The organism is Thioalkalivibrio sp. ALgr1 (assembly GCF_000378285.1).
GTDB lineage: Bacteria > Pseudomonadota > Gammaproteobacteria > Ectothiorhodospirales > Ectothiorhodospiraceae > Thioalkalivibrio.
In genome coordinates this window covers 209,753-226,782 of sequence record NZ_KB905132.1, presented here as the reverse complement: position 1 = coordinate 226,782, position 17,030 = coordinate 209,753, and the positions used below count along the sequence as shown (strand labels likewise).

Genomic DNA, 17,030 nt, shown 5'->3' with positions numbered 1-17,030 from the left:
CGCCGCACCACAAGATGCCGACAAGGAACGACCCATGGCCCGCATCCTGATCGTTGATGACTCCCCGACCGAGATCCATGCCCTGCGCACCATGCTGGAAAAGCATGGCCATGCCGTGACCACGGCTGAAAGCGGCGAGGAGGGCGTGGCCGCGGCCAAAGCACAGGTCCCGGATCTGGTGCTGATGGATGTGGTGATGCCGGGGCTCAATGGCTTCCAGGCCACCCGCGACTTGTCGAAATCCGACGAGACCTCGCATGTACCCGTGGTCGTGGTGTCCACCAAGGACCAGGCCACGGACCGGGTCTGGGCCATGCGCCAGGGGGCCCGGGACTACATCACCAAGCCGGTGGCGGAGAAGGAGCTGCTGCAGACCATCGGGAAGTACCTCAACGCATGAAGGTCGAGAGGTCCACGCCCTACGCCCTGCTCGCGAGTCTTGATCGCGAAGGGCGTCGCGTGAACCGTGAACTGCGACGGGATATCGGCACGGGCTGGCGCGGGGTGTTGCTCCGTGTCGCCGATTTCCGTTTTCTGGTCGACATGGACTCGATCGCCGAGGTGGCCGATCCGCTGTCGCTGACGCGCGTGCCGCTGGCGGATCCGGCCGTGCTGGGTGTGGGGAATCTGCGCGGGCTGGTCCTGCCGGTTTTCGATATGGGCAAGCTGCTGCTGGACACCCCGCTGCCGCACGACGCGAGCGGGCAGCGTGTGGTGGTGGCCCCTCAGGGGCACGGGATGGCCGGGTTGCTGGTGAGCCAGGTCGAGGGCATGCGTCGCTGCATTCCTTCGCAACGGCGACTGGAGGTGTCGGTGCCTGATGGCGTGCGCCCCTTTATTACCGGCGGATTCGATCTCGGGCACCGACTGCACCCGGTGCTGGATCTGGATCTGCTTTTGAATGACACCAATCGCTTTGCCGGCATGGAGCTGGCTGGGGCATCGAATACCGAACAGACCGCGGCAGCTGTATAAGCGGAGCCGACGGGCTGCAACAGGGGGTTTGACGTATGGGATCGAGTCGACGCTTGCGCAATATCGTCCTCGGGGGGCTGCTGGTGCTGGCCCTGATCGCGACGGGCGTGGCCTTTACCTACCACGAATTCGAGCAAAGTCAGTATCGCGACCGTGTTGCCCTGGCCAGCGAGATGCAGCTGCTTTCGCAGCGATTGGCGACGGGTACTCTGGAAGCGGCCGGGGGCTCCGAACAGGCGATTACCGATATCACGGAGTTGCGTAATCGCTTCGACGACCAGCTCGAGCGCCTGCGCGATGGTGGCGACGGCCTGCTGCCGCTGCCGGAGGCGGTCTCCAGTGAGCTCGCGGCCGTCAATCGCGAGTGGTCGCTTTATCGCGACGACGTCACCACCGTCATCGTGGGCTCGGATGATATCGAGCAGGTGACGGAATTCTCCGAGGCGGTGGAGGCCTTCTCGCCGGAGTTGGCACGCCTGTCCGATGACGTCGTGCGGCGTATGGTCCAGATTGGGGAATCGCCGGAGCAGATCTATGTGGCCTCGCGCCAGACGATGCTGATTCAGCGTATCGCCAACAACCTCAACCAGGTGTTGCAGGGTGGTGCGGCCGCGGCCACCGCGATCGAGCGCTTCGAGCGTGATGCCACGCTGTACGGGCGTGTGCTCGACGGCCTGATCGAGGGCTTCGAGCCCCTGGGCATCGAGCGTGTTAACGATGCCGAGACCCAGCGCACTCTGCAGGAGATCGCGACCCTGTTCATCGCCTTCAGCGAGGCGGTCGAAGGGGTGCTGGATACCTCGTCGCAGATTTTCGAGATCAACGCTGCGGCCTCGGCCGTCGAGGCCCGCTCGGGGGCAATGCTGGACGTGACCGGTGGCCTGGAAGTCGCCCTGAACCGGGAGGCCGAACAGGCGGGTGTGATCGCCCTGGTCGGCTTCGCCCTGGGTGGCCTGGCGCTGTTGCTGCTGATCGCGATGGGCCTGTTCCTCTATCGCGACACCAAGCGCGAACTGGCCGAGACCGAGGCGCAGAATGAACGTAACCAGCAGGCGATCCTGCGCCTGCTCGACGAGATGATGAACCTCGCAGACGGGGATCTCACCGTCAACGCGACCGTGACCGAGGACTTCACTGGCGCGATCGCGGACTCGATGAACTACGCGATCGAGAACCTGCGAACGCTGGTCGCGACCATCAACACGGTGGCGGCGGATATCAGCGAATCCTCGGCCGCCACCCGCTCGCAGGTGCTCGGGCTGGCCGAGAAGTCCGAGGAACAGGCCCGCGAGATCCAGCAGGCGAACGACGCGATCGACGAGGTGAGCCATTCGGTCGACAAAGTCGCGCAGGATGCCGGGCAGTCGGCCCAGGTGGCACGAAACTCCGTGGAAATCGCGTCCAAGGGGGCGGCCACGGTGCGCCGCTCGATCGAGGGGATGGACACTATCCGCGAGCAGATCCAGGAGACCGCGAAACGGATCAAGCGCCTGGGCGAATCCTCGCAGGAGATCGGCGACATCATCGGGCTGATCAATGACATCGCTGAACAGACCAACGTGCTTGCGTTGAACGCGGCGATCCAGGCATCCGCCGCAGGCGAGGCGGGTCGCGGGTTCGCGGTGGTGGCGGACGAGGTCCAGCGCCTCGCGGAACGCTCCTCCGGGGCGACCCGTCAGGTCGAGGGTCTGGTCAAAGCGATCCAGGCGGATACCAGCGAGGCGGTCTCGTCGATGGAACAAAGTACCGCCAACGTGGTGTCCGGGGCCGAGATGGCCCAGGCAGCGGGCGAGGCGCTGGCCGAGATCGAGCAGGTCTCTGCCGATCTGGCGGACCTGATCGACGGGATCGCGAACTCGGCGCGCCAGCAGTCCGAGATGGCGCGCAACGTGACCTCGATCATGGGCCAGATCCGCGAGATCACCTCGGAGACCACCCAGGGCACCCAGTCCACCGCGGCCGCCATCGGCGACCTGGCGCAACTGTCCGCGCAGCTCCAGTCCTCGGTGTCGGACTTCAAGCTCCCCGACCCGACGCTACCCGAGCCTGGCGAGGCTGCCGCCGCGCCCGATGCGTCGTCCGAGGAAACCGTCCCGAACGAGCAGCGCGCCTGACGCCGGGCCCCAGATATGGCACCCAGCGCACTGAATTGGGTCCGCGACGAACTCGACAAGCTCTTTGTCGAGCTCCAGGACGCCCTGCGTCGTTATGCCGAGGACCCCGCCTGTGGCGAGTGTCTGGAGGAGGCCCGCGCGGGACTGGAGCAGATTCGCGGCACCCTGACCATGGTGCAGGTCGAGAGCGTGGTCCTGATCTGCGACGAGATGTTGCAGGTGATGGATCTGCAGCAGGGGGCCGAGCCGCCCAGCCCGGAGGCAACCGAGGCGCTCTTGCGTGCCGCGCTGCAGTTGCCCGACTACCTTGAGCAGGAGGGCGACTCGGAACTGCCTTCGCCGATGATCCTGGTCCCGCTGCTCAACGAGCTGCGGGCAGCGCGGGGCGCCACCTTGCTGATGGACGTCGCGGCCCTGATGCCGGATCTGCAGGCGGTGGACGACGGTCGCGTTGGGGCCGGTGGCGAGGCGCCACAGCCTCAGGAGCGCGCACGGCGCCTGCAGGAGGCCCGTCGGGGATTTCAGCGCGAGCTTCTCGAGCTGGTCCGCGGTGATGTGACCGCGGCGGCCCGCCGCCTGAAGCCCGTTGCACAGCAGATCGAGGAAATGGTCCCGCCCGGGGATCTCCGGCGCCTGTTCTGGATTACCGGTGGCATCCTGGAGTCGCTCGCCGACGAGGGCCTCGAGGCCGGTACCGACATTCGCCGCCTGATCGGGCGCGTGGACCGCGAGCTCGGGCGCTACCTGGGCATCCTCAGCGAGCACTGCGAGTCGCACGACGATGGCTCGGAGCCCGATCACGCCATTCCGGATGACCTGATCAAGACCTTGCTGTTCCACATTGCGGGGTCAAGCTCCGATGGCGAGCAGGCGCGCGCGGTGCGCGAGGTGTTCGGTCTGCACGCGCTGCAAGGCGACGACGGCGGAGGGGTCGGCCAGGCGGTTTATCAGAATCTGCGCGCCGCCCTGGAAGATGACCTGGCCGAGGTGCGAGAGCGCCTGGATGTGCTGATGCGCTCGGAACAGCGCGGCCACGAGGAGCTGGCCAGTCTGAGCGAACAGGTCGAGCGTATCGGCTCGACCCTGAGCCTGCTCGGCCTGGAGGCGGGGCAGCGCCACACCGATGCCCTGACAGAGACCCTGACGCCGGAGCGGGCCGGGCACTCCGATGAACAGGTCGACATGGAGTTGGCCGAGCATCTCCTGGCGCTGGAGTCGCTGCTCGAATCGGGCCTGCGTCGGCGCGCGGCCAGCGGCCCGCGTGCCGACTTCGATCGCCATCTGGCCGCGGCGGTCTACCAGGAGGCTCTGGTGGACGTGCGGCGTGTGCGCGATACCTTGCTCGGGTACCTCTCCGGGGAAGGCGCGGATAACGGGTTGCGCGAGGCCCGCGGTGCGCTGGAGCGGGTCGACGGTGCGATGTCGATCGGTGGTTTCGAGGCCCTGCAGGCCCTGTTGCAGCCGTTGATCCGCTACCTGGAGGCCCGCGCTGACGCCGGGCTGGCGGCACAGGACCTGGGCGAGGACGAGGTCGGGGCGCTGGCGGAGGTGTTGAGCTCGATCGAGCTGGCGCTGGAGTCCTCCGGGCAGCCCTGGCGCGAACTGGATAGTGTCCACGAGCGGGGCGTGGCCGCACTGCAGCGTCTGGGTGCCATCTCCGGTGGCGATGGGGCCGAACGCCCCGTTTCACTGACCGATGTGTCCGTGGGTGCGAGCGGGGAAGGGGCCTCGCCGGGTGACGACGCTGAAGAGGTCGCGGGACAGGAGGAGCCGCTGGCCGTGTTTGGTGAGGCCAAGGAGAATATCCCGGAGCAGGAGACAGTATCCGAAACCAATCCGGCCCCGGTGCAAGTCTCGAGTGCAGAACATCTGCATTACGACGAGTCTGTGTTGTCCTCGCAGGTCCGGGGGCCGGATATCGATCCCGAGATTCTCGATATCTTCCTCGAGGAAGCCGACGAGGAGATCGAAAGCCTCGGTGAGCAGTTCCCGCGCTGGCAGGCCGCGCCCTCCGACATGGATGCCCTGACGGTGATCCGTCGTTCCTTCCATACGCTCAAGGGTTCCGGCCGCCTGGCGGGTGCCTTGCGTCTGGGCGAATTCGCCTGGGTTGTGGAGTCATTCCTGAATCGCCTGCTGGAAGGCGGCCAAGAGGCGGACTTCGCGACCATCCAGGCACTTGAGGATGCGATTGCAGTCCTGCCGGGCCTGGTAGCAGAAGTCCGGGATGATGCCGGCCCGGACACCCCGGTGCTGGATATCGCCTTGCGTCTGCAGGCACTGCTGTCCGGCGAGATGGAGCCGGCGGAAGAAGCCGCCGAGGTGCCGGCCGGTGCCGAGGACGATTTTGCCGAGCTCGCGCGCAGTATGGATGCCCTCGAGCCTGCCGCAGGCGGGGCCGAGCCCGAATGGCCGGCGGCCCCCATTCTGGAGGCCCCGGAAGAAGAACTGGAGTCGGCGGAGCCGCTCGACCTGGATTCACAGGAGCTGGGGGTGTCGCTGGACGGGCCCGAGGCCGAGCTCGAGTCGGGTGTCCCCGTGGAGCCCGCGCTGGAAACGAACGACGAAACGCTCGAGTTGCCCGAGGACGCGGGTACTGACCCGCAACTCTGGCAGGTGTTCTCGGCCGAGGCCCGTACCCATCTGGCTACCCTTCGCGAATGGATCGACGCGTCCGGGAACCGGCCCGACAGGGTGCCGAATCACGAGCTCGAACGTGCACTGCATACCCTGAACGGTAGTGCCCGAACGGCCGATATCCGCGGCATCTACGCCGTTTGCGGGCCGTTCGAGCGCATCGTGCGCATCCATCGCGAGATGGAGTGGCCGCTGGCGGCGCGAGCTCAGACTCTGCTCGCCGAACTCGAGCGCTACGTGGCAGATGCAGTGGCCGACGAGCACCCTGACCCGGTCAAGACGGAGGCACCACCCGAGTGGTCGCCCGAGGTCTACGAGCTCCTCGACCATGCGACCGCCGAGCAGTTGCTGCGTGCTGCCGACGAGGATGCCGCCGAGCAGGTCTCCGAGCCGCCACAGTCGGATGGGCTCGGATCGGCGCTCGAGCCACCGCAACCGGATGTCGAGTCCGCGACGCCTTTGACGCCCGAGCCAGCGGAGGCCGAAGCGGTGGGCGCCGAGCCCGACGACGCCGGGCTGGCGGGCGAGCCGGATGCCGGGCTGGAGGTGGAGCCGGAGGAAGAGATCGATCCGGAGTTCGCCGAGGTATTCATCGAAGAGGCCCGCGATATCCTGGAGGCCGCGTTCGCGGCCCTGGCATCGTGGCGCGAGGCCGGCGGCCGTCCGGGGCCGGATCAGAATGCCTTCCAGCGCGAGGTGCATACGCTGAAGGGCAGTGCCCGGATGGCTGGTTTCGAGGTGGTAGGGGCGATTGCCCATGCCCTGGAAAGTGCCTTGGGCGTGGAGACCGAGACCGGACTGGAGCCCCGAGAAGGATTCTTCCGGCTGGTCGAGCGCGCATTGACCGATGTCCAGCACCTGGTCGAGCGCGGGGTCGGTAGCTGGCAGACGAACGAAGAGGCCAGCGAGACCCTGCCGGCGTTGCGCGAGTGGGCATCCGGTGGCGGCGAAGAGTTCGAGAGCCAGCCGGCCGCCCGCAGTGAGGCCGAGGAGATCGAACCCGCGGCCCTCCTGACGGACGACGACGAGTCGGAGACGGTCGCGCACCCCGTGCCGATGGAGGCGCGCCGTATCCAGGACCAGGTGCGCATGGATGCCGAGGTGCTGGATGCGCTGGTCAATCATGCCGGCGAGCTTGCGACCTTTCATCGTCGCTTCGAGCAAACCGTGGGTCGCGTCGAAGGTCAGGTCGATGAACTGGAGCGGACGATCGCTCGCTTGCGCGAGCAGCTGCGCAAGCTCGAGATCGAGACCGAGGCGCAGATTCTGTTCCGGGTCGAGAAGGAGAGCGGTGACGAGGCGGTGGATTTCGATCCGCTGGAGATGGACCGCTATTCCGGGATCCAGCAGCTCTCGCGTGCGCTGGCCGAGAGTGTCAGTGACCTTGAGGCCCTGAAGCAGGACGTGGGTGACGAGCTACAGAATGCCGGCGGCATCCTGCTGCAGCAGCGTCGCGTGGGGACCGATCTCCAGGACCAGCTGATGCGCCAGCGCATGGTGCGGTTCGCACGTATGGCCCCGCGCCTGCGGCGCGTGGTACGCCAGGCCGGCGACGACATGGGCAAGTCGGTCCGTGTGGAGTTTTCCGGGCAGGGGGCCGAGCTCGACCGCGCATTGCTGGAACGGCTGGTCGCCCCGCTTGAGCACCTGCTGCGCAATGCGATTGCGCACGGGATCGAGGACAGCGACGCGCGGCGCGCGGCCGGCAAGTCGGAAACGGGCCAGATCGGGGTGTCGCTCGAACAGTCAGGCAGCGAGATCCGCCTGCAAGTGACGGACGATGGCGCCGGGATTGATGCCCATGCCATCCGCACGCGAGCCGTGGAGCGCGGGCTGCTGGCCTCCGATGCCGAGATTACCGATGCCCAGGCCCTGCAATTGATCCTGCAGTCCGGGTTCTCCACCGCCGCGGAGGTGTCGCAGGTGGCCGGTCGCGGGGTGGGGCTGGACGTGGTGAACAGCGACGTCAAGCAGCTGGGCGGCACGCTGGAGATCGAATCCACGCCCGGACGAGGCTCGCGCTTTACCATGCGGTTGCCGTTTACGCTGGCGATCTCGCAGGCATTGCTGGTTCAGGTGGGCGAGGAGACCTTCGCCGTGCCCATGGCGTCCGTGGAGGGCGTCGTGCGGGCGCATGCGGACGAGGTCGTGGCCAGCGGCGACGGGCATGTGAGCTATCCTTACGCGGGTCAGGACTATGCCGTGCGGGCCCTGGGTGACCTGATGGGGATCGAGACGCAGGCCAGCGCCAGCCATCTGCCGGACCACGCGTTCCCGCTGTTGCTGGTGCGCGCTGACGATCAGCGCGTGGCGCTGCGGATCGACGGGTTGCTCGGAAGCCAGGAAGTGGTCGTGAAATCGGTAGGCCCGGTCTTGAGCCGCATCCCGGGGGTCGCTGGTGCCACCCTGCAGGGCGATGGCTCGGTCATGCTGATCCTCGACTTGAGCATGCTGGTGCGTTTCGCGGCGGCTACGGCGGGCACCGTCGACACGGGTATGCCGGCGGAGATTGCCGGCGCCCCACGCGTCATGGTCGTGGATGACTCGATCACCATCCGCAAGGTCACCGCGCGTCTGCTCGCCCGCCATGGGTACGATGTGGTCACGGCCCGCGACGGTCTCGATGCCGTGACGATGCTGGAGGAGCGGCGACCGCAGCTGATCCTGCTGGATGTGGAGATGCCGCGTATGGACGGCTTCGAGTTCGCCGCCCATGTCCGCGACCATCCGGAGCTGAGCCAGGTGCCGATTATCATGATCACATCGCGCAGTGGCACGAAGCATCGCGAGCGGGCCTCGCGGCTGGGCGTCAATGGCTATCTGGGCAAGCCGTACCTGGAGAATGACCTGCTGGACGAAATCCGGCGTCATCTTGAGGAGGTCGTCGCATGAGTGAAGAGACCCGCGCGCCGTCGGTCGAGTCGGTGATTGTGCAGCTGGACACCGGGTCCATCCTGTTGCCGCGTAGTGCCTTTCTCGAGGTCACCACCCGGGCAGGTGCCGTGCAGACTGATCACGAGCACGCGGACATCCCCTGGCTGGAGCCCACGCTGATCTGGCAGGACGTCCAGGTGCCCGTGGTCAATGTTCACCGACTGTTGTATCCCGAACACCCAACCGAGGATGCGCAGCGTCGGTTCACCCGTCTGCTGGTCATGCAGGCCATTACCCAGCCGGAGCGGCTGCCGTTTTATGCGCTGGAGGTGCGCGGCACGCCACATCCGGTGCGCATCACGCCGCAAAACATCTATGCCGTCGATGAGGCGGATGCCTCTCCGTGGGCGTGGCGGGTAAAGGCGTCGGGAGTGACCAGTCACCTGCTGCGACTTGATGCGATCGAGGATCGCTTGCTCGAGCTCTCGCAGCCGGAAACGGCATAGGCCGACGGCCTCGAACGTCAGGTGAGGGCCGCCCCACCGTCGAGATCCCCGAGCTTCCATTGCACCAGGGTCAAAAGGCTGATCGCGGCCGTCTCCGTGCGCAGGGTGCGGGGGCCCATGGAGACGGATTGAAACCCCGCCTTGCGCGTCTGGAGGCGTTCCTCGTCAGTTAGCCCCCCCTCGGGTCCGATCAGTATCCGTACCCGTCCGGACGTGCCCCCCTTCCCGAACGCGTCGAGTGCCCCGGACAGGGGCGGGCCCTGTTCGTCCGCGACCAGATCGAGGCCGGGTGAGCTGGCGCCCAGCGCGTCGTCCAGTGTGGCTGGTGGTGCCAGAAGCGGTAGCTCGTTACGGCCGCATTGTTCGGCGGCGGCCTGGATGATCCCGGCCCAGTGGGCATGGCGCTTGTCCAGTCCCCGATGGGCTGCGGCCGAACGGCTGCGTTCGCAGAGCACGGGCCGGATCATGCTGACACCCAGCTCCACCGCCTTCTGGACCGCCAGATCCATATGGTCTCCCCGGGCAATGCCCTGGAGCAGCTCAATGGGGCGTGCGGGTGTGGTGGCGGCGGCGGCGCGCTCGCCCAGGTGGAAGGTGCCGGTGCGCCGTCCGGTGATATCCAGACGGGCGTGGAATTCGTTGCCCTGACCGTCGAACACCCGGCAGGCAGCATGGTTCTTGAGACGCAGGACATTGGTGGCGTAGTGCAGCCGGTCCTGCGACGCGGGAATAGACTGCCCCGCGGCCAGATCCGTGTCGTTGATCAGCAGCCGGGGGCAGCGCATCGGGTGTTACCGACGGTTGTCCAGGTCCAGGTTCTTCCAGATGGTCTCGGTCGGACCGGCCTGGTTCATGGAGTAGAAGTGGATCCCCGGGGCGCCCTTGTCGAGGACGTCGTCGGTCAGGCGCGTGGCGACCTCGATGCCAAACTTGCGGATCGACTCCTTGTCGTCACCGTAGGCCTCCATCCGCTTGCGGATGTAACGGGGGATCTCGGCGCCGCACATCTCGGAGAAGCGCACGATCTGGGTGTAGTTGGTGATCGGCATGATCCCGACAATGATCGGGATGGTGATGCCCATCTTCTCCACCCGTTCCATGAAGGCCTCGTAGGCGTCCACGTTGTAGAAATACTGGGTGATCGCGGCGTCCGCTCCGGCGTCGACCTTGGTCTTGAAGTTCTCCAGGTCTTTCTCGGCGTTCGGGGCCTGCGGATGGAACTCCGGATAGGCCGCGACCTCGATCTTGAACTGGTCGCCGAATTCGGCGCGCACGAACTCCACGAGCTCGGAGGCATAGCGGAAGTCGCCGCCGGAGTTCTTGGTGCCGGACGGCAGGTCGCCGCGCAGCGCGACAATGCGGTTAACGCCGATGTCGCGGTAGGTCGACAGCAGCTCGTGCAGCTCGCCCTTGGTCGAGGAGATGCAGGAGACGTGAGGGGCGGCCGGGATGCCGTCGTTGTCGATGATGTCCCGGACCGTCTCCAGGGTGCGGTCGCGGGTCGAGCCGCCGGCGCCGAAGGTGACGGAATAGAACTCGGGATTCAGTGCGCCCAGACGCTTGCGGGCCTTGGCCAGTCGTTCGGCCCCGGCCTCGTCCTTGGGCGGGAAAAACTCAACGCTGAAGACGCGTTTTTGGGTAGACATGTTTGTCCTCCAGACAAAAAGAAGGCGGACCGCACGAACATGCGGCCCGCCTCGGCGTTCACATTAGCAACGAATTGAAATGTGAGGCTGGCCGATCAGTAGCGGTAGTGTTCCGGCTTGAACGGGCCATCCACCGACATACCCAGGTACGCCGCCTGATCGTCGGTAAGACGGGTCAGGTTGGCGCCCAGCTTGAACAGGTGCAGCTGTGCGACCTTCTCGTCCAGGTGCTTCGGCAGCACGAAGACGTTCTTGTCGTACTGGTCACCCTTCGTCCACAGCTCGATCTGGGCCAGGGTCTGGTTGGTGAAGGAGTTGGACATCACGAAGCTCGGATGACCGGTGCCGCAGCCCAGGTTCACCAGGCGACCTTCGGCCAGCATGATGATCCGGTTGCCGTTCGGCAGGATGATGTGGTCAACCTGCGGCTTGATGTTCTCCCACTCGTACTTGCGCATCGCGGCCACGGCGATCTCGGAGTCGAAGTGGCCGATGTTGCAGACGATGGCCTGGTTCTTCATGCGGGTCATGTGATCTTCGGTGATCACGTCCTTGTTACCGGTGGCGGTAACGAAGATCTCGGCCTTGTCGGCCGCGTCTTCCATCGTGACCACGCGGAAACCTTCCATGGCGGCCTGCAGGGCGCAGATCGGGTCGATCTCGGTGACCCACACGGTGGCACCCAGGCCGGCCAGCGACTGAGCCGCACCCTTGCCGACGTCACCGTAGCCACAGACCACGGCGATCTTGCCCGCGATCATCACGTCGGTGGCGCGCTTGATGGAGTCCACGGTGGACTCGCGGCAGCCGTACAGGTTGTCGAACTTGGACTTGGTGACCGAGTCGTTGACGTTGATCGCCGGGAAGGCCAGCTCGCCGTCCTTCGCCATCTGGTACAGGCGATGGACACCGGTGGTGGTCTCTTCGGTCACGCCCTTGATCTTGGCGAGCTGCTCGGAGTACCAGGTCGGCTGCTTGGCCAGGCGATCCTTGATCGAGGCAAACAGGGCGACTTCTTCTTCGTTCTCCGGGTTGGAGATGACGGACTGGTCCTTCTCGGCCTTGGCGCCGATGTGCAGGAGCAGCGTGGCGTCACCGCCGTCGTCCAGGATCATGTTGGCGCCGCCGTCGAATTCGAAGATGCGGTGGCAGTAGTCCCAGTACTCTTCCAGGGTCTCGCCCTTCACGGCGAAGACCGGGGTGCCGTTGTCGGCGATCGCGGCCGCGGCGTGGTCCTGGGTGGAGTAGATGTTGCAGGAGGCCCAGCGTACGTCCGCACCCAGGGCTTCCAGGGTCTGGATCAGAACCGCGGTCTGGATCGTCATGTGCAGGGAGCCTGCAATCTTGGCGCCCTTCAGCGGCTTGGAGGCCGCGAATTCTTCGCGGGTCTGGATCAGACCGGGCATTTCGGTCTCGGCGATCGCAATTTCCTTGCGGCCGAACTCGGCAAGGTTGATGTCCTTGACGACGTAATCGGTGGTTTTCTTGTCGTTCATCACAGCATTCATGGATCAACTTCTCCGGTTATCTGGATGAGCGCCGTGTTCACGTTTCAGGGGGGGCATCCGGCTGAGCCTGACGGTTAAACCGCTGCAGCGCTCCTCAGCCGGATGGGTATTTCGCTTACAAAATGTCGGGTGCTTTTAGAGGCCCGCCATCTTCTTAAGTTCCTCGGCCTTGTCGGTACGCTCCCAGGGGAGGTCGACGTCTTCGCGGCCGAAGTGACCATAGGCGGCGGTCGCCTTGTAGATCGGGCGCAGCAGATCCATCATCTGGATCAGGCCCCACGGGCGCAGATCAAACACTTCGCGCACGAAGCCTTCGATCTTGCGATCGTCGACCTTGCCGGTGCCGAAGGTGTCGACGGTGATCGAGGTCGGCTCGGCCACGCCGATGGCGTAGGAGACCTGGATCTCGCACTTGTCGGCCAGGCCGGCGGCGACGATGTTCTTGGCCACGTAGCGGCCGGCGTAGGCAGCGGAACGGTCCACCTTGGACGGGTCCTTGCCGGAGAACGCGCCACCACCGTGACGGGCCATGCCGCCGTAGGTGTCAACAATGATCTTGCGGCCGGTCAGACCGGCGTCACCCACCGGGCCCCCGATCTCGAACTTGCCGGTCGGGTTGATGTGGATCTTGTCGTCGGAGACCTGGCTCAGCCATTCGTTCGGCAGCACCTTCTTGAAGATCTCTTCGTAGATCGCTTCCTGCAGATCCTTCTGCGAGATGTCCGGGCTGTGCTGGGTGGACAGGACCACCGCGTCCAGGCCGGCCGGCTTGCCGTCTTCGTAGCGCAGCGAGACCTGGGACTTGGCGTCCGGGCGCAGCCACGGCAGCTTGCCGCTCTTCATCAGTTCGGACTGGATACGCACCATCTTGTGGGCGTAGAAGATCGGGGCGGGCATCAGCGTATCGGTTTCGCGCGCGGCGTAGCCGAACATCAGGCCCTGGTCACCGGCACCCTGGGTGGCGCGGTCGGAGACGTCGCGGTCCACGCCCATGGCGATGTCCTGGGACTGTTCACCCAGCACGTTCAGCACGGCGCAGGTCTTGCCGTCGAAGCCGACGTCGGAATCGTTGTAGCCGATCTCGCAGACGGTCTCGCGCACCAGGCGCTCGTAATCGATCTGCGCGCCGGTGGTGATCTCGCCCAGCAGCATGACCATGCCGGTCTTGGTGGCGGTCTCGCAGGCGATACGCGCATGCGGATCCTGCTCGATGATGGCGTCGACGATGGTGTCGGAGACCAGGTCGGCCATCTTGTCGGGATGGCCCGCGGAAACCGATTCCGAGGTGAAGATGTAATCGTTGGACATTAGGCGTTCCTTTGTGGGTCGTTTCGATTTAGTTTTGCGCAAAACGACCAGTACTGTAACGCAACTCGACGAGATTTTCTAAGCCCCCCTCCCGGTGTTTGTGGGGCCCCGGGCCGCACGAATCCCGTTGAGACCGCGTTCTGGTGCGCCCTGGCGCCGACTTGCCCCGATCGCGGAAAGTGGCCAAAATGCATCGCCTTTGCTGGGGCTGCTCGGGCCATTCCGTGTCTTTGAGCGCCGGCAGGATCTGTGTGCCCTCGATCGGTCGACCTGTCCGGGTCTGGCCGCCGCTGGTGCCCCGCGCCGCTGATCGCCGCCAGCCGAACCCAAACACTATTTCGAAAGAGCAGGAGTTCAGCATGCCGACCCGTAGAGAGCTTGCCAATGCCATTCGCGCCCTGTCGATGGATGCCGTCCAGAAGGCCAATTCCGGCCACCCGGGCGCGCCGATGGGGATGGCGGACATCGCCGAAGTGCTGTGGAACGACTACATGCAGCACAACCCGGGCAACCCGCACTGGCCCGACCGCGACCGCTTCGTGATGTCCAACGGCCACGGCTCCATGCTGGTCTACTCGCTGCTGCACCTGACCGGCTACGACCTGCCGATGGACGAGCTCAAGCAGTTCCGTCAGCTGCACTCCAAGACCCCGGGCCACCCGGAGTACGGCTACACCGCGGGTGTGGAGACCACCACCGGTCCGCTGGGCCAGGGGATCTCCAACGCGGTGGGCATGGCGCTGGCCGAGAAGATGATGGCTGCGCACTTCAACCAGCCCGGGCACGACATCGTCGACCACAACACCTACGCCTTCCTCGGCGACGGCTGCATGATGGAAGGGATCTCCCACGAGACCTGCGCGCTGGCTGGCACCCTGGGCCTGGGCAAGCTGGTCGCCTTCTGGGATGACAACGGCATCTCCATCGACGGCGAAGTGGAAGGCTGGTTCACCGACGACACCCCGGGCCGCTTCGAGGCCTATGGCTGGCACGTCGTGCGTGGCGTCGATGGTCACGACGCCGATGCGGTCAAGGCCGCGATCGAAGAGGCGCGCAAGGAAACCGGCAAACCGAGCCTGATCTGCTGCCGCACCGTGATCGGCTTTGGTTCGCCGAACAAGTCCGGCAAGGAAGAGTGCCACGGCGCCGCCCTGGGTGACGACGAAATCGCGCTGACCCGCAAGGAACTGGGCTGGAACCACGCCCCGTTCGAGATCCCGAACGACATCTACGAAGGCTGGAGCGCGAAGGACAAGGGTGCCAAGGCCGAGGCCGAGTGGAAGGAGCGCTTTGCCGCGTACAAGCAGGCGCATCCGGAACTGGCCGCCGAGTTCGAACGCCGTATGGCCGGTGACCTGCCGTCCGACTGGAGCGAAAAGGCCAACGCCTACATCAAGGAAACTGTCGAGAAGGCCGAGAAGGTCGCCTCGCGCAAGGCCTCGCAGAACGCGATCGCCGGCATGGCCCCGGCCGTCCCGGAGCTGCTGGGCGGCTCCGCCGACCTGGCCGGCTCCAACCTGACCATGTATTCCGGCTCCAAGGGCGTCAGCAAGGACGATGCCGCGGGCAACTACGTCTACTACGGCGTGCGCGAGTTCGGCATGGCCGCGATCATGAACGGCATCGCCCTGCACGGCGGCTTTATCCCGTACGGCGGTACCTTCCTGATCTTCTCCGACTATGCCCGTAACGGTATCCGCATGTCCGCGCTGATGAAGCAGCGCGTGATGTATGTCCTGACCCATGACTCTATCGGTCTGGGCGAAGACGGCCCGACCCACCAGCCGATCGAGCAGACCCCGAGCCTGCGCCTGATCCCCAACCTGAACGTCTGGCGCCCCTGCGACGCGGTCGAGACCGCCGTCGCCTGGAAGGCCGGCATCGAACGCACCGATGGCCCGTCCGCGTTCATCCTGTCGCGTCAGGGCCTGCCGCACATGGAGCGTGATGGCGAGCAGCTCGCCAATATCGCCCGAGGCGGCTATGTGCTGAAAGACTGCGACGGCACCCCGGACCTGATCTTCATCGCGACCGGCTCCGAGGTCGAGCTGGCAGTGAAGGCGGCCGAGGAGCTCGCCGGCGAGGGCAAGAAGGCGCGCGTCGTCTCCATGCCCTGCGTCGAACTGTTCGAGCAGCAGGACCCCGCCTACCGCGAGGCCGTGCTGCCGGCCGCTGTGCGCAAGCGCGTGGCCGTCGAGGCCGGCGCCACCGCGGGCTGGTACAAGTTCACCGGACTGGACGGCGCCGTGTTCGGCATGGATCGCTTCGGCGAGTCGGCCCCGGGTGGCGCCCTGTTCGACTACTTTGGCTTCAAGCCGGAGAACGTCGCCCAGATCGCCCGTGACGTGCTGAACGGCTAAGCTTACGTCCGCATCGATTTCGCATAAGCAAGAAAGAGAGGAGACATCCTATGTCGATCAAGGTTGGTATTAACGGCTTCGGTCGTATCGGCCGCATGGCCTTCCGCGCCATCGCCAAGGACTTCCCGAACCTCCAGGTGGTCGGTATCAACGACCTGCTGGATCCGGAGTACCTGGCCTACATGCTGCGCTACGACTCCGTGCACGGCCGCTTCGAAGGCGACATCAGCGTCGACGGCGACCACCTGGTGGTGAACGGCAACCGCATCCGCCTGACCGCCGAGAAGGACCCGTCCGCGCTGAAGTGGGGCGACATCAACGCCGACATCGTGATCGAGTCCACCGGCCTGTTCCTGACCGCCGAGACCGCCCAGAAGCACCTGGACGCCGGCGCCAAGAAGGTCGTGATGTCCGCGCCGTCCAAGGACGACACCCCGATGTTCGTCTACGGCGTGAACCACGGTGACTACGCGGGCCAGAACATGGTCTCCGCCGCCTCCTGCACCACCAACGCCCTGGCCCCGGTGGCCAAGGTGCTGAACGACACCTGGGGCATCAAGCGTGGCCTGATGACCACCGTGCACGCCGCCACCGCGACCCAGAAGACCGTTGACGGCCCGTCCATGAAGGACTGGCGCGGCGGCCGCGGCATCCTGGAGAACATCATCCCGTCGTCCACCGGTGCGGCCAAGGCCGTGGGCAAGGTGCTGCCGGAACTGAACGGCAAGCTGACCGGTATGGCCTTCCGTGTGCCGACCTCCGACGTCTCCGTAGTCGACCTGACCGTGGAACTGAACGGCGACGCCAAGTACGACGACGTCTGCGCGGCCATGAAGAAGGCCTCTGAGGGCGAGCTGAAGGGCGTGCTGGGTTACACCGACGAGCTGGTGGTCTCCACGGACTTCCGTGGCTACACCGCCCCGTCCGTGTTTGACGCCGGCGCCGGCATCCAGCTGGACCCGACCTTCGTGAAGGTCGTCGCCTGGTACGACAACGAGTACGGCTACACCTGCAACATGCTGCGCATGGTGGAGCACGTCGCCAAGTAAGGCCTGACGGCCGGGTCCTCGCGGGCCCGGCCGTTTTCCTTGTCCCGGGTTGG

General features: G+C 65.7%; 11 protein-coding genes and 1 riboswitch. Of the genes, 7 read left to right on the top strand and 4 right to left on the bottom strand.

Annotated features, from left to right (window positions below):
* Positions 1-34: 34 nt before the first annotated feature.
* Genes F466_RS0101075 through F466_RS0101055 form a run of 5 tightly spaced genes read left to right on the top strand, consistent with a single transcriptional unit; the run spans position 35 to position 9,106 of the window.
* Positions 35-400 carry a PleD family two-component system response regulator gene (locus F466_RS0101075; protein ID WP_018993245.1) on the top strand — a complete coding sequence of 122 codons (366 nt, stop codon included), beginning with the start codon at positions 35-37 and terminating at the stop codon, positions 398-400.
* Positions 397-975, top strand: coding sequence for a chemotaxis protein CheW (locus F466_RS0101070; RefSeq protein ID WP_018138135.1), 579 nt, complete (start codon positions 397-399; stop codon positions 973-975). The genes F466_RS0101075 and F466_RS0101070 overlap by 4 nt, the downstream gene beginning before the upstream one ends.
* Positions 976-1,010: 35 nt before the next feature.
* Positions 1,011-3,089: a methyl-accepting chemotaxis protein gene (locus tag F466_RS0101065; protein ID WP_038038509.1), complete on the top strand. Its 2,079-nt coding sequence runs from the start codon at positions 1,011-1,013 to the stop codon at positions 3,087-3,089.
* Positions 3,090-3,104: 15 nt separating this feature from the next.
* Positions 3,105-8,618: an Hpt domain-containing protein gene (locus F466_RS0101060; RefSeq protein ID WP_018993244.1), complete on the top strand. Its 5,514-nt coding sequence runs from the start codon at positions 3,105-3,107 to the stop codon at positions 8,616-8,618.
* Complete coding sequence (locus tag F466_RS0101055; RefSeq protein ID WP_018138132.1) at positions 8,615-9,106, top strand: hypothetical protein; 492 nt, start codon at positions 8,615-8,617, stop codon at positions 9,104-9,106. Before F466_RS0101060 ends, F466_RS0101055 begins: the two co-directional genes overlap by 4 nt.
* 17 nt (positions 9,107-9,123) lie before the next feature.
* On the opposite strand, the gene F466_RS0101050 is transcribed toward F466_RS0101055, so the two are convergent.
* The 4 genes from F466_RS0101050 to metK all read right to left on the bottom strand — a co-directional run bounded on the left by F466_RS0101050 (position 9,124) and on the right by metK (position 13,568).
* Complete coding sequence (locus F466_RS0101050; protein WP_018138131.1) at positions 9,124-9,891, bottom strand: 16S rRNA (uracil(1498)-N(3))-methyltransferase; 768 nt, start codon at positions 9,889-9,891, stop codon at positions 9,124-9,126.
* A gap of 6 nt (positions 9,892-9,897) precedes the next feature.
* Complete coding sequence (gene metF / locus F466_RS0101045) at positions 9,898-10,752, bottom strand: methylenetetrahydrofolate reductase [NAD(P)H] (RefSeq protein WP_018138130.1); 855 nt, start codon at positions 10,750-10,752, stop codon at positions 9,898-9,900.
* A gap of 95 nt (positions 10,753-10,847) precedes the next feature.
* Positions 10,848-12,260 (bottom strand): adenosylhomocysteinase, encoded by a 1,413-nt coding sequence (gene ahcY / locus F466_RS0101040; protein ID WP_018138129.1) that lies wholly within the window; start codon positions 12,258-12,260, stop codon positions 10,848-10,850.
* A gap of 19 nt (positions 12,261-12,279) precedes the next feature.
* Positions 12,280-12,362: riboswitch (S-adenosyl-L-homocysteine riboswitch) on the bottom strand.
* A 33-nt stretch (positions 12,363-12,395) separates the two neighbouring features.
* Positions 12,396-13,568 carry a methionine adenosyltransferase gene (metK, locus tag F466_RS0101035; protein WP_018138128.1) on the bottom strand — a complete coding sequence of 391 codons (1,173 nt, stop codon included), beginning with the start codon at positions 13,566-13,568 and terminating at the stop codon, positions 12,396-12,398.
* Positions 13,569-13,927: 359 nt separating this feature from the next.
* Between metK and tkt the strand changes: the two genes are divergently transcribed.
* Positions 13,928-15,928 (top strand): transketolase, encoded by a 2,001-nt coding sequence (gene tkt / locus F466_RS0101030; RefSeq protein WP_018138127.1) that lies wholly within the window; start codon positions 13,928-13,930, stop codon positions 15,926-15,928.
* A gap of 50 nt (positions 15,929-15,978) precedes the next feature.
* The gene (gap, locus tag F466_RS0101025) at positions 15,979-16,977 is read left to right on the top strand and encodes a type I glyceraldehyde-3-phosphate dehydrogenase (protein WP_018138126.1); all 999 of its coding nucleotides are present in this window, start codon (positions 15,979-15,981) and stop codon (positions 16,975-16,977) included.
* The last annotated feature ends 53 nt before the right edge of the window (positions 16,978-17,030 follow it).

Bases quoted from the DNA above. Each gene is read 5' to 3' on its own strand.
- F466_RS0101055 (WP_018138132.1), top strand. From the start codon at position 8,615: ATGAGTGAAGAGACCCGCGCGCCGTCGGTCGAGTCGGTGATTGTGCAG.
- F466_RS0101070 (WP_018138135.1), top strand. From the start codon at position 397: ATGAAGGTCGAGAGGTCCACGCCCTACGCCCTGCTCGCGAGTCTTGAT.
- F466_RS0101050 (WP_018138131.1), bottom strand. From the start codon at position 9,891: ATGCGCTGCCCCCGGCTGCTGATCAACGACACGGATCTGGCCGCGGGG.
- tkt (WP_018138127.1), top strand. From the start codon at position 13,928: ATGCCGACCCGTAGAGAGCTTGCCAATGCCATTCGCGCCCTGTCGATG.
- metF (WP_018138130.1), bottom strand. From the start codon at position 10,752: ATGTCTACCCAAAAACGCGTCTTCAGCGTTGAGTTTTTCCCGCCCAAG.
- ahcY (WP_018138129.1), bottom strand. From the start codon at position 12,260: ATGAATGCTGTGATGAACGACAAGAAAACCACCGATTACGTCGTCAAG.
- F466_RS0101065 (WP_038038509.1), top strand. From the start codon at position 1,011: ATGGGATCGAGTCGACGCTTGCGCAATATCGTCCTCGGGGGGCTGCTG.
- metK (WP_018138128.1), bottom strand. From the start codon at position 13,568: ATGTCCAACGATTACATCTTCACCTCGGAATCGGTTTCCGCGGGCCAT.
- F466_RS0101075 (WP_018993245.1), top strand. From the start codon at position 35: ATGGCCCGCATCCTGATCGTTGATGACTCCCCGACCGAGATCCATGCC.
- gap (WP_018138126.1), top strand. From the start codon at position 15,979: ATGTCGATCAAGGTTGGTATTAACGGCTTCGGTCGTATCGGCCGCATG.
- F466_RS0101060 (WP_018993244.1), top strand. From the start codon at position 3,105: ATGGCACCCAGCGCACTGAATTGGGTCCGCGACGAACTCGACAAGCTC.